The following is a 12,578-nucleotide window of genomic DNA, read 5'->3' as shown; positions in this document are numbered from 1 at the left end:
CGGACGCTCAACAACGTATTTGCGTCTTGTAGCAGTAAGTCTGCAGTTTAGCTACGAAATGCCGCGGTATTGCTAAAAAATTTCCCAATGGTATTAAGAATAGGTTAATTCGGATTGTTGACTGAAATCAGTCACGAAACCAATCACACTAAAAAGTTTATTGATATGAAGAAACTGATACCAATTTTTACGATGATGCTGATCAGTGTCGTAGCCCTGGGGCAGCGGACGGTCTCCGGTACGGTGACAGATACTGAATCAGGAGAAGCGATTCCCGGAGCCACCGTGCTCATCAAAGGTACGAGTACAGGTACCACTACTGACTTAGACGGTAATTACCGATTGCAGGTCACTGGAGATGATGCGGTGCTTGTCTTTTCATTTATAGGATATGTAAATAAAGAAGAAGCAGTAGGTTCCAGGTCTGTAGTAAACCTAACCCTGACACAGGATATTACAGAGCTCGGGGAAGTGGTCGTTACTGCTTTCGGAATAGAGAAGGACAAAAAAGCACTGGGCTATGCAGTGACCGGCGTAGAGTCCGAAGACCTCTCTACCGTAAAGCAGGCCAATGTAGTCAACTCATTGGCAGGCCGCGTGCCGGGTATGGTGATTACCCAGTCTACAGGTGGTGTAGGGAGTGGATCCAGAGTAATCATTAGAGGAAATAACTCCCTGACAGGAAATAACCAGCCTCTGTATGTGGTGGATGGAGTGCCGATTGATAATTCAGGCTTTGGTTCGTCCAATGGTGACGGTACAGCCAACTATGAGCGTGTAGATTACGGTACGGGTATTTCGGATTTGAATCCTGACGATATCGAGTCCATGACTGTGCTCAAAGGTCCTAATGCCGCGGCGTTGTATGGATCACGTGCGGCCAATGGAGTGGTGATGATCACTACAAAAAAAGGACGTACAGGTAAAGGTCTTGGAGTGTCTTACTCTTCAAACTTCACCTGGGAGGACCCTCTTTTACTGCCTGAGTACCAAAACGAATATGGCCAGGGATCTAACGGGGATTCGTACACCGATGTGGCCACTTTGAAACAAAATGGTGGTAGCTGGGGGCCGAAAATGGATGGCTCCAACCAAATCTACTGGACAGGTGAAACCAAGCCCTACACCGCACAGCCCGACAATGTGGCTGATTTTTTCCAAACAGGGTTTAATGCCATCAACACAGTAGCTATAGATGGAGGTTCAGAAACCGCAAGCATGCGTTTTTCTTACACCAACTCTTCATTTAGCTCGATTGTGCCTAATTCAGAGTTGCAAAAGCACAACTTCAACCTTAGAGGCTTTTCGCAGGTAAGCGAAAAATTAAGTCTTGACTCCAGGGTGACATATTTTCATCAGGAGACCAAAAACCGTGCGGCTCAGGGTACTGAAGGACTCATGGCTTACCTCTATGACATTCCGCGAAATGTGGATATCAATGACCTGAAAAACTACAAAGGTGATGATCTGATGGTCAACTCCTACAGCAACGGCAATGGCAACCCTTATTGGATATTGAATAATGACCGCAACGAAGATTATAGAGATCGCTTTTCGGGTTTTGTGAAAGCTACATATGATTTCACCAATGACTTTAAAGGCTTTGTGCGTGTGGGTTCCGATCAGGTAAACCAAAAAATAGAACGAGTAGAGAATCCAGGGCACTGGTACTACCAGAGTGGACGCTTTAGCTACGATAATTATAAGACAGGTGAAACCAATGCAGACTTCTTACTCATGTACAATAAGGAAGTGGCGAGCAAATTCAATGTATCAGTAAATGCGGGTGGTAACTGGAGACTCAATACTTACGAGCAGCAAGGTGTAGATGGGGAAAACTTCAAAATTCCTACTAAGTCGATTGTGGCAAGTGCGTCTATTTTATCCCCAAGCTATACGCCTACCCAAAAGAAAAAAGTGACCTCACTTTATGGTTCCGCAGAGTTTTCATTTGACAATTTTATTTATCTGAACCTGTCTGCAAGAAATGACTGGTCTTCGGCCTTGCCAAAAGATAATTGGTCATACTTTTACCCTTCGGCTAGTTTGTCGATACTCGTAGACAAGTTTGTAGATCCTACAGCTTCAGTGCTAGATTACTGGAAGCTTCGCACTAGCTGGGCGCAGGTGGGTAATGATACGGACCCTTTTCAGTTAGCTACTCCTTATACTTTATCCAACCCTACATCTTCGTATCTGGGCTTGCCTATTCTGAACAGGTCTTCTGTGCTATTTGATGAGAACCTCAAACCTGAACAGACCAAGTCGTTTGAAATAGGTACGGATATCAGTGCGTTTGGCAACCGACTTTATGCAGACATCTCCTATTACAAGATTAACTCTACAGACTTGATTATGCAGGTACCTGTGAATGAGTCTACGGGATATGAGGAGTTTCATACCAACGTAGGGCAAATGACCAATCAAGGAGTGGAACTTATGTTGGGAGGAACAGTGGTGAAGACGCCAGGGCTCACATGGGATATGTCAGTAAACTTTGCTAGAAACCGCAATAAGCTGGATGAATTAATAGGTGATGTAGAGCACTTTAACTTTACGACTACCAATGCTGGTACCGTGCTGGTGCGAGCCACTGTGGGCGGTGGATATGGTGATATCTATGGCTATACGTACCTGAGAGATGATGATGGAAACATTGTGACTATAGATGGGGTGCCTCAGATAGATTCTGACTACACCAAGTTAGGTAATTATCAGCCAGACTGGACCGGAGGGTTCTCCAACAACATCATTTACAAGAACGTCTCACTTCGTGTGCTTATAGATGCACGTATAGGAGGTGAGTTGTATTCTGGTACAGATGCAGGACTTGATGCGGCAGGTGTAGGTAAAAAGACATTGCAATATAGAGAGGGAGGAGTCATAGTGGAAGGGTCTGAAAACATAGGCTCTAACGACGAACCTGAATATGTAGCAAATGAGAATAATATCACTGCTCAGCAGTACTGGGGCAATTATAGCTCTGTTCCAGAAAACTACATATTTGATCAGACCAACGTAAGGCTTCGCGAGGCTTCATTGAGCTATCGTCTGCCAAAATCCCTGCTGGAAGCTACACCTTTCAAGGATGTGTCAGTGGGAGTGGTAGGGCGAAACCTGTTCTTCCTGTACAGAGCGCTTGACAATTTTGATCCAGAGTCGAGCTACAGTACCAGTAACTATGCACAAGGGGTATTGTACTACAACCTGCCATCTACGCGGCAGTATGGTTTCAATCTTAACATCAAGTTTTAATGGAACTCCTAAAAGTAACGAACATGAAAGCGATAAAATATATAGCAATACTAGTGATGACTTTAGGGGTGGGAGCATGTACCTCTGATTTTGAGGAGATCAACACCAATCCTAATCATATCACAACAGAAGAAGCCAGTGCTAAATTCTTTCTTACTGGTGCACAGTTTAATCTTTACGGTCCAGGGCGCTATGCTTACTGGAGGGCGCAACTGATCCATGCGGATCGCTATGCGGGACAATTTACATTTGGTTTTAATGCTTCCTGGTGGAATGACGGACTGGGCTATACCTACAACCCAGGCTATACAGATGCTGCCTGGGACTGGCTGGCTGGTTATTTTGGCGACCTGGACAACTATATGAAGTTGACGGCTACAGGTGGCGATTTCGAAAACCCCCAGATGTATGCGGTGGGGCAAATCATCAGTGGGCTTTACTATCAAATGTACACGGACACTTTCGGTCAAATTCCTTATTCAGAGGTAGGAGACCCGGAAGTGTTGAGTCCGAGGTTTGATGACCAGGCCACCATCTATCAAGGGGTTATCAATAAGCTAGATGAGGCCATGGCCACCATCGGTGATACTGAGCGTACAGGTGTAGGTATCGAAGATCTTGGAGCAAACGACATCTACTGCGGTGGAGATTTGCAGCAATGGAAGCGCCTTGCCAACACTTTGAAACTACGTATGGCACTAAGGGCTCATGGAGCATCTGGAGCATCGTTTGCGGAGACGGCCATTTCCGAAGCATTGAGTGCGCCTTTGCTAGAGACTGACGTGCTGATGCAGAAAGACAACATCATCAGCCAGTGGGCAAGCGCAGCTTATGGAGATGTGTGGCACAACTTCGGGGCAGGGTCCAACTGGAAGGTAAGTAAGCCACTGGTAGACTACCTGCAAAATCATAATGATCCACGGCTTGGTGCTTATGCACAGCCTATAGCAGGAGGAGAGGTTACCTGGGTGAAGCCAAGTGAGGCGGATAATCCAGAAGGGTTTGAAAACTTTGACAAGCGAGTAGACTTTATCGTAGAAGTGCTGACCGAGGCAGGAGCCAATCCTACGGTTACCCGAGAAGGAGATGAAGTTACTGTGTCTGTAGAAGCTGGAGCCTATGTAGGGCAGCCTGTCCGGCTCAATGGGTTTATCAAGCAGTATGTTCAGGACGAGTTTTTCTCCAACCCTGCGGAGGAAATTGTTCGCTCAAAAGGTGGTGAGAAAATCCCTTCGGAGATCGTTTTTACCTCTGCTGAAGCTTACTTCCTGCAGGCAGAAGCTGCTGTAAAAGGATTGGGCTCTGGTGATGCACAGACTCTATATGAAACGGGTATTGCACAGTCCATGAGAATGTGGGGCGTTTCAGAGGGACAGATCACTACGTATTTAGAAAATGCATCCATAGCTGATTTGTCTGGAACTACCGATGAGCAATTGGAGAAGATAGCCGTGCAGCGATGGATTGCTTCTTATACTGATGGCTTTGAAGCGTGGGCCGTAGTACGTGACATGGGCTATCCTTCAGAGTTGTCTGCGGGAGTTTCAGATCCAGATATTTTCGCTCCAGGTGATATCAATGGTGCCTACCCAATGAGGATGCAGTATGGCAATGCCGTAAAAAGTGAAAATGGCGACAACTACCAGTCTGCAATTTCGGCACAGGGGCCGGATAAGCAGGATGTAGCCCTCTGGTGGGCAAAATAATAGGTTTGTGCATCGATGTGATGCAGATTAGTTGATTGATGGCCTCTGCAAAAGTGGAGGCCATCCTTAAAAATGTACTGTGTGATTTGTTGCCATCACACAGTTTATAAAACGAGAAATCGAACGTTGATTTCTTATTACACTTCATTCAAATCTACCCTCCTGGGGAGGGCATATCAGCCCTCCCTTATTTAATTTCTTCATCCTATGAGTCGTTCTTATATTTTCGTTCCTCTGGTATTGTTTGTGCTTGTATCCTGCTTGCCAGCTAAGGCTCAGTACGTCAACGTGATGCCCTATCCACAGAAAGTGGACCTACAGGACAAGCATTATTTTATAGCTAAAGACTTTACTATAGCCCTTTCCGGAGACTATCGCCCCCGGTTGGCTGCACAGGCTACCCGCTTTCTTCGTCGGCTGGATGAGCAGACAGGCTTATTTTTTCAGCAGTTTCAGGTTGATGGCTCAGGCTACAAGGAGGCCAATCTGAAAATACGGGTGGAAAAAAAGGGGGAAGTACTACCTGACATGAAAGAGGCATACGAGCTGACCATAGACGATGGAGGACTGCATATTATTGCTGATACGGATATAGGTGCTATTCGCGCTCTGGAAACACTTTTGCAGCTGGTGGAGGTAAGAGAAGGACGCTATGCCTTCCCTTACGTACAGATCCAGGATGCTCCACGGTTTTCATGGCGTGGGCTTATGCTGGACGTGGCAAGGCATTTTATGCCTTTGGAGGTGATCTATAGAAACCTGGATGCCATGGCAGCTCTGAAGCTGAATGTACTTCATTTGCACTTGTCGGATGATCAGGGATTTCGAATCGCTACAGAGACCTATCCTGAGCTAACTGAACTTGGTTCTGATGGGTTGTTTTACACCAAAGCCGAATTGCAAAAAATCATTAATTACGCTGCAGAGCGAGGCATTCGTGTGGTGCCAGAGATCGATGTGCCAGGACATGCCACAGCCATTTTAGTGTCACACCCTGAGCTAGGGAGTGCGGATACTACTTATCAGATCCAGCGATATGCAGGTATTTTTGACCCTACCTTAGATCCTACCAATGAAGCTGTTTATGAGTTTTTAGAGAATCTTTTCGAAGAAGTGGCTGCCATATTTCCAGATCCTTATTTTCATATAGGTGGAGATGAAAATATGGGTAGGCATTGGGATGCAAACGAGAAAATCCAGGCTTTTATGCAAGCCAGAGGAATTGACACCAACCATGAGCTGCAGACCTATTTTAACATTCGAATAGAGAAAATCCTGGCTGACCAGAACAAGATCACTATGGGGTGGGAAGAGATCATGACTCCTGATATGCCCAAAAGTGCTTTGATTCACTCCTGGAGAGGAGCGTGGGAAGGTGTTACTCCTAAAGCTTCGCTCTACGCTGCTGCCAGGTCGGGGTATGATGCTATACTTTCTAATGGGTACTACCTGGATCTGATGATGACAGCCGAGGAGCATTACCTAATGGATCCTGCACCGGCTTCTGTAGATCTGGATGATGAGGCCAGGTCTCATATACTGGGTGGTGAAATGTGTATGTGGAGCGAGCTGGTTACCGAACATACCATAGACAGCCGCCTGTGGCCCCGTGGGGCGGCTATTGCAGAGCGCTTATGGTCTGCTGAGGAGGTGAATGATGTGGATGAAATGTACCGTAGACTATCGATTGTGAATCAATACCTGGAGCGTTTGCATCTCAAACATGTCAGTGAACCAAAGCGTATCTTGCGGCAATTGGCTGCAGGTCATGATCCCAAGCCACTAGAGACTTTGCTTGAGGTGGTGGAGCCTATGAAGGGCTATACCAGAAATCCGGGAGGTACCATGTATGCCTCTTATTCTCCATTTACATTATGGGCTGATGCAGCTACGGCTGATGCCCGTGTGGCCCGTGTTTTTAATGAGCAGGTGGAGGCCTTTTTAAAAGGGGAGGCATTGCATGAGTCGCTCAAGACACAGCTCATCACCTGGGAGGCGAATCATGATCAGGTGGTGCCGATAATCGAGGATTCACCTGTGTTGAAACAAATATCAAATCTTTCTGCTAACCTGTCGGAAGCTGCCAAATCAGGACGCGTGGCACTAGAAGCTATAGTGGCACAGCGAGAGTTGCCTGCGGAGTGGGTAGCCAGAGCACGAAAACAACTGGTAGAGGCCCGAGCCAATGGCGGACGCACCGAGTTGCAAATGTTAGAAGGAGTGGAGCGATTGCTAGATCAGGTGGATTACCGGCGCAGTGCACAGGATTAGATTTTGATGGCTGAAATACACTCCGCTCAGCAGTGAAATGTTAGCTTTGGGCTCAAAATTCCTGCTGAGTATTATGAAAAAGGAGCATCGATATATTTTATACCTACTGCTGGGTGTTGTGTTGTACTATGTAATAGGTGCGGACACAGATCCTGCTGCCCTTGATAAATTTCATGATCATGCACCCATTGTCATAGCACTTGTGGTGGTTTTGCTGTTTGTGGTGAGGTTTTTGCGCCAGCGCCAAGACAAAAACAATGGCAATGACTAGCTGATGCTGTATTTCTATTTCTGGCATATATTCTGACAAACATTTTTAGGGGGAGTGTCTGACTCTGACAATCTGTCACAAAACAGCTGACATTCTCCGGTCAATTGCCGGTTGGCACAACCATTGATTACCTATTGACGAGTTGAAAAGAATTGTAAGAATCTCAAATAAATAGTTACACAATGGGAAAAATAATCGGTATAGACTTAGGTACTACCAACTCCTGCGTGGCGGTAATGGAGGGTAACGAACCTGTAGTGATCCAAAACAGTGAAGGACGCAGGACTACCCCGTCTATCGTGGCGTTTTTGGACAATGGAAATGGAGAACGCAAAGTAGGTGATCCTGCAAAACGTCAGGCAATCACCAACCCACAGAATACCATTAGCTCCGTGAAGCGATTCATGGGTAAAAAATATTCAGAAGTATCTGACGAAAGAAAGAGCGTATCCTACGCGTTGGAGTCTGGTGCTAACGATACAGTACGCGTAAAAATTGGCGATAGAAACTATACTCCTCAGGAGCTTTCAGCAATGATTCTTCAGAAAATGAAGTCAACAGCTGAGGATTTTCTAGGCCAGGAAGTAACAGAAGCGGTGATCACCGTGCCTGCATACTTCAACGATGCAGAACGTCAGGCTACGAAAGAAGCCGGACAGATTTCAGGACTGGAAGTGAAGCGTATCATCAACGAGCCTACGGCTGCTGCTTTGGCCTACGGCCTGGACAAGAAAAACGCTGACATGAAAATCGCCGTGTATGACCTTGGTGGTGGTACATTCGATATTTCTATTCTGGAGCTTGGTGATGGAGTATTTGAAGTGAAATCTACCAATGGTGACGTACACCTGGGTGGTGATGACTTTGACTCAGTGATCATCAACTGGCTGGCAGATGAATTCCAGGGTGAGCACAATGTGGACTTGAGAAAAGACCCTATGGCTCTTCAGCGTCTGAAAGAGGCCGCTGAGAAAGCAAAAATTGAGCTTTCGTCTTCATCTTCTACAGAGATCAACTTGCCATACATCATGCCTATCGATGGTATACCACAACACCTTGTGCGTACACTTTCAAGAAGCAAGTTTGAGCAGTTGAGCGAAGACCTGGTAAGAAGATCAATGGATCCTTGTAAGAAGGCGCTTCAGGATGCCGGACTTTCAGCTTCTGATATTGATGAGGTGATCCTCGTGGGTGGTTCTACGCGTATCCCTAAAATTCAGGAAGAAGTAGAGAAGTTCTTTGGCAAAAAGCCATCTAAAGGCGTAAACCCTGATGAAGTAGTGGCTATCGGTGCGGCTATCCAGGGTGGTGTACTTACCGGAGAGGTGAAAGACGTGCTTCTGCTGGACGTTACTCCACTTTCACTGGGTATCGAAACCATGGGTGGTGTCATGACTAAGCTGATCGAGGCAAACACGACCATACCAACTAAAAAGTCTGAGACGTTCTCTACAGCTGCAGACAATCAGCCATCTGTAGAGATTCACGTACTTCAAGGTGAGCGCCCTATGGCGAAGGACAACCGTACTATCGGTAGGTTCCACCTGGATGGTATACCACCAGCTCCTAGAGGAGTACCTCAGATCGAAGTGACTTTTGATATAGATGCCAATGGTATCATGAATGTGTCTGCCAAAGACAAAGGCACTGGCAAAGAGCAGAAAATCAGAATTGAGGCTTCTTCAGGACTGTCTGAGGAGGAAATCGAAAAGATGAAGCAGGAAGCACAAGCTAATGCAGAGTCTGACAAGGCAGCCAAAGAAAAGATTGAGAAGATCAACCAGGCGGACTCACTGATTTTCCAAACAGAGAAGCAATTGAAGGAATTTGGTGATAAGCTATCAGATGGCAACAAAACTGCTATCGAAGGAGCGCTCGCTAAACTAAAAGAAGCTCATGGTTCGCAAGACCTGGCCGCTATCGATGCAGCCATGGAAGGCATGAACAAAGCATGGGAAGCAGCTTCTCAGGAAATCTACGCTGCACAGCAGGCTGCAGGTGGTGCTGAGCAGGCGCAGAGCACAGACCCTAATGGAGATGCCAATGCATCGGCAGGTGGATCTGACTCAGATGTTTCAGATGTAGAATTTGAAGAAGTGGACGAAGAGAAGAAATAATTTCTTCGTTACGTAGATAATAGATTATCAATTGGAAGCCCTTTTCGCTATCGCGGAAAGGGCTTTTTGCATTTGTAAGGGACAGTGTGACAATGCTTAAAGTTGGCGATATTTAATATTTTGCTATGAGCCATTTTTAACCAAAGACTGTTTTGATGCTAGCACCCGGAGTAGGGTCAGTAAGAGAGAAGGCACACTGGTAGCTTACTTTTTTGTGCGCTATTCGTGTTACTTGGATCGAGTGACTTTTACGGTTTCAGTATCTATTACGTCCGTCACTATTACGATGGCACCAGTGAGGAGGTCAGTTTCATCACCTGTGACCGCTTTGAATTTTCGAAGGCCACCCTGGGAGGCAATCATGATTTGGCCTGTGCCCTGCTGATGAGGTGGTATGGGTGAGCATACTTCGGCTACATTGCCGGGTGCTTTTTGGATGAAATCCGTCCGTGCTCTGTGTTTTTTGTTTTGTAGGGTGCTTTTGAGCCAGTTCATCTGTAATAATCCAGAGATTGGCCATTGGTAAGTGTGGTGGTTGGCGGGTAGGGATACGAGAAGCATATTGAAGCGGTGTTTGGTATTTAAACTTACGAATTAAGTTTCGTTTTACTTCTGTGAAACCCATTATTTTCCTGTGATCATTCTGGTTTTGGGTGATCTGTATGCACCTGCGCATATTTTAAGATGGATACGAATAGTGCTCCGCCAATGGTATTGCCCAGGATGGCAAATGCTAAAAAGTGCAGGTAGTCTGAGGCGGTGATTGTTTTAGAAATATAAAGGCCACAAAGCATCTCTATGGAGCCCACAATGCAGTGATGCAGATGTCCCAGGCCAATCACAAAGGTGATCAAGCCGATGATGAGTATGCGGGATAGGCTGCTTTCTACAGAGGCCGCCAGCCAGCTCAGTAGCCCCATTAGCCAGCCGGCCAATATAGCGCTGGTAAGCAATACATACCATTTGGCTTCTAGCAGTGGAGTAGTCATGGCTGTAGCGGCGGCTGTAGTGAGGAGGTCTTTTTCAGGGCCCACCCAGCTTAGCAAGAGGGCGAAAAACCATCCTCCAAGTAAATTTCCTGAGATGATCAACGACCATAGCTGCAACAGCTCCCTCAGTGAAGCATGACCAGTGAGCACCGGCAAAAGGGCCAGTGAGGTGTGTTCGGTATATAGTTCACTTTTGCCAACGATAATCAGGATAAACCCAAGCGGATATGCTGCAGATGTCATTATTCGCATCCAGTATTCGGGTAGGCTATTGCCAAAAAGTGTAAGCAACGTACCTATCAGCAGTACCGAAAAGCCGATTTCGAGTCCGGCGATGAGTCCGCTGAGAAAAAGCGATAGCTTGGACCGCTTAAATTCCCGAAAGCCAATGCGATGTTGGTCTTGCAGGATTTCTTCTTCGTTTTTGGCTAATGGTGTCTGGCTCATGTGTCAATAGCATACCTACGTTTTGGTTGAGGAAAGGGTAGGTCTGGAAGGCTTACGATTTTATTACATACCCAAAATGGCTGGTAAAATTTGATGAAAACTGCAATTGGTGTAATATCCTTTCGTCGATTTTCTAAAAACCTACTTTTTGCTCTACCTTCGTAGCTTATTTTTTAGCGCATGCGACAGAAGTTACTAAGAGATGGAGCAGATGAGCTGTCCTACGAAATCCGTGGGATAGTAAAAAAAGCGGAGCAGTTGGAAGAGCTTGGGTATGACATCCTATGGGAGAATATTGGGGATCCGATACAGAAAAACCATAAGATGCCCGAGTGGATGAAAAAAATCATAGCTGACTTGCTTTATGAAGATGAAACGTATGGGTACAGCCATTCGAAAGGGGTGCTCTCTACGCGGGCCTTTCTGGCGGACCTCAACAATGCCCGTGGTGGAGCGCAAATAGCACCGCAGGACATTACCTTCTTCAATGGGTTAGGAGATGCTATCCAGAAGATCTATCAGTACCTTTTGCCCACCTCCAGGGTGATAGGGCCTTCGCCTGCCTATTCTACACATAGCTCTGCAGAGGCAGGGCATGCCAACCACCACCCGATCACCTATAAGCTTGACCCGGATAATTCGTGGTACCCGGATATGGATGACTTGTACAATAAGGTGAAGTACAATCCGAGCATTGTAGGCATCCTGATTATCAATCCGGATAACCCTACAGGGATGGTGTATCCAAAAGAAATTTTGGAACAAATGGTGGCTATCGCCAAGGAGTTTAATCTCTTTTTGATCTGCGATGAAATCTACATGAATATCATCTACAATGGAGCGGAGACGTGTACTATAGCAGAAGTGATCGGCGATGTGCCAGCTATTTCTTTGAAGGGAATATCTAAGGAGTTTCCCTGGCCAGGGGCTCGCTGTGGATGGGCGGAGTATTATAACCGTACTTCTGACCCTGAGTTTGCACGGCTGTGCGAAACCATAGACAATGCCAAAATGATCGAGGTAAGCTCTACCAAGTTGCCGCAACTCTCAATTCCGAGAATCATGCAGGACAAACGTTACCCTGATTTTATAAAAGAGACTAAAACGAAAATAGGAAAGCGAAGTGCCTACCTCAATGAGGTTTTTGCTGATGTGCCCTATGTAAAGTTTAATCAAACCAATGGTGCGTTTTATAACACCATGATTTTTGAGCCTGGCGTACTCAATGAGCAACAGACACTGGAGATAGAGGACCCGAAGGTGAAGGTATTGTTGGATCAATGGTTTGCTGCCAATCACATGACGCTGGACAAAAGGTTTGTATACTATTTGCTAGCAGCGAAACAGGTGTGTATTGTTCCAATATCCTCTTTCTGTTCTGATTTGCTTGGCTTCAGGATTACTTTGCTGGAAGAAGACGAGGAGTTGCTTCATAAAACCTTTATGCGGATCAAGGAAGGCGTGATGGAATACTGTGAATCGGTGAGCGGCTAGCGCTCACCGGTATTTTAAAGATCTTGCT

General features: G+C 46.1%; 8 protein-coding genes. 6 read left to right on the top strand and 2 right to left on the bottom strand.

What is annotated here, in order from left to right; genetic code table 11:
• The first annotated feature begins 165 nt into the window (after window positions 1–165).
• From C7460_RS02295 to dnaK, 5 genes are all read left to right on the top strand, one after another.
• Entirely contained in the window at window positions 166–3,255 is a 3,090-nt protein-coding gene (locus C7460_RS02295) for a SusC/RagA family TonB-linked outer membrane protein (RefSeq protein ID WP_115866525.1), read from the top strand.
• A 23-nt stretch (window positions 3,256–3,278) separates the two neighbouring features.
• On the top strand, window positions 3,279–4,961 hold the full coding sequence (locus tag C7460_RS02290) for a SusD/RagB family nutrient-binding outer membrane lipoprotein (RefSeq protein ID WP_115866524.1): 1,683 nt from the start codon (window positions 3,279–3,281) through the stop codon (window positions 4,959–4,961).
• A 207-nt stretch (window positions 4,962–5,168) separates the two neighbouring features.
• Complete coding sequence (locus C7460_RS02285) at window positions 5,169–7,232, top strand: beta-N-acetylhexosaminidase (RefSeq protein ID WP_115866434.1); 2,064 nt, start codon at window positions 5,169–5,171, stop codon at window positions 7,230–7,232.
• 73 nt (window positions 7,233–7,305) lie between these two features.
• A complete protein-coding gene (locus C7460_RS02280; protein WP_147302825.1) occupies window positions 7,306–7,503 on the top strand; it encodes a hypothetical protein in 198 nt (65 codons plus the stop codon).
• Between the two features lie 182 nt (window positions 7,504–7,685).
• The gene (dnaK, locus tag C7460_RS02275) at window positions 7,686–9,620 is read left to right on the top strand and encodes a molecular chaperone DnaK (protein WP_115866432.1); all 1,935 of its coding nucleotides are present in this window, start codon (window positions 7,686–7,688) and stop codon (window positions 9,618–9,620) included.
• Between the two features lie 228 nt (window positions 9,621–9,848).
• Here the strand turns inward: dnaK and C7460_RS02270 are convergent, their stop codons facing one another.
• Window positions 9,849–10,181, bottom strand: a complete 333-nt coding sequence (locus C7460_RS02270; protein ID WP_147302824.1) for a hypothetical protein — start codon at window positions 10,179–10,181, stop codon at window positions 9,849–9,851.
• Between the two features lie 77 nt (window positions 10,182–10,258).
• Window positions 10,259–11,056, bottom strand: a complete 798-nt coding sequence (locus tag C7460_RS02265) for a formate/nitrite transporter family protein (protein ID WP_115866430.1) — start codon at window positions 11,054–11,056, stop codon at window positions 10,259–10,261.
• A gap of 180 nt (window positions 11,057–11,236) precedes the next feature.
• Between C7460_RS02265 and C7460_RS02260 the strand changes: the two genes are divergently transcribed.
• Window positions 11,237–12,550: a pyridoxal phosphate-dependent aminotransferase gene (locus C7460_RS02260; RefSeq protein WP_115866429.1), complete on the top strand. Its 1,314-nt coding sequence runs from the start codon at window positions 11,237–11,239 to the stop codon at window positions 12,548–12,550.
• Window positions 12,551–12,578 lie beyond the last annotated feature (28 nt).

It is taken from the genome of Marinoscillum furvescens DSM 4134, assembly GCF_003386095.1.
GTDB classification, from domain to species: domain Bacteria; phylum Bacteroidota; class Bacteroidia; order Cytophagales; family Cyclobacteriaceae; genus Marinoscillum; species Marinoscillum furvescens.
Note: the sequence above shows the minus strand (reverse complement) of the source record. Positions and strands in the feature narration are given on the sequence as shown.

Bases quoted from the DNA above. Each gene is read 5' to 3' on its own strand.
- C7460_RS02295 (WP_115866525.1), top strand. From the start codon at position 166: ATGAAGAAACTGATACCAATTTTTACGATGATGCTGATCAGTGTCGTA.
- C7460_RS02290 (WP_115866524.1), top strand. From the start codon at position 3,279: ATGAAAGCGATAAAATATATAGCAATACTAGTGATGACTTTAGGGGTG.
- C7460_RS02285 (WP_115866434.1), top strand. From the start codon at position 5,169: ATGAGTCGTTCTTATATTTTCGTTCCTCTGGTATTGTTTGTGCTTGTA.
- C7460_RS02280 (WP_147302825.1), top strand. From the start codon at position 7,306: ATGAAAAAGGAGCATCGATATATTTTATACCTACTGCTGGGTGTTGTG.
- dnaK (WP_115866432.1), top strand. From the start codon at position 7,686: ATGGGAAAAATAATCGGTATAGACTTAGGTACTACCAACTCCTGCGTG.
- C7460_RS02270 (WP_147302824.1), bottom strand. From the start codon at position 10,181: ATGCTTCTCGTATCCCTACCCGCCAACCACCACACTTACCAATGGCCA.
- C7460_RS02265 (WP_115866430.1), bottom strand. From the start codon at position 11,056: ATGAGCCAGACACCATTAGCCAAAAACGAAGAAGAAATCCTGCAAGAC.
- C7460_RS02260 (WP_115866429.1), top strand. From the start codon at position 11,237: ATGCGACAGAAGTTACTAAGAGATGGAGCAGATGAGCTGTCCTACGAA.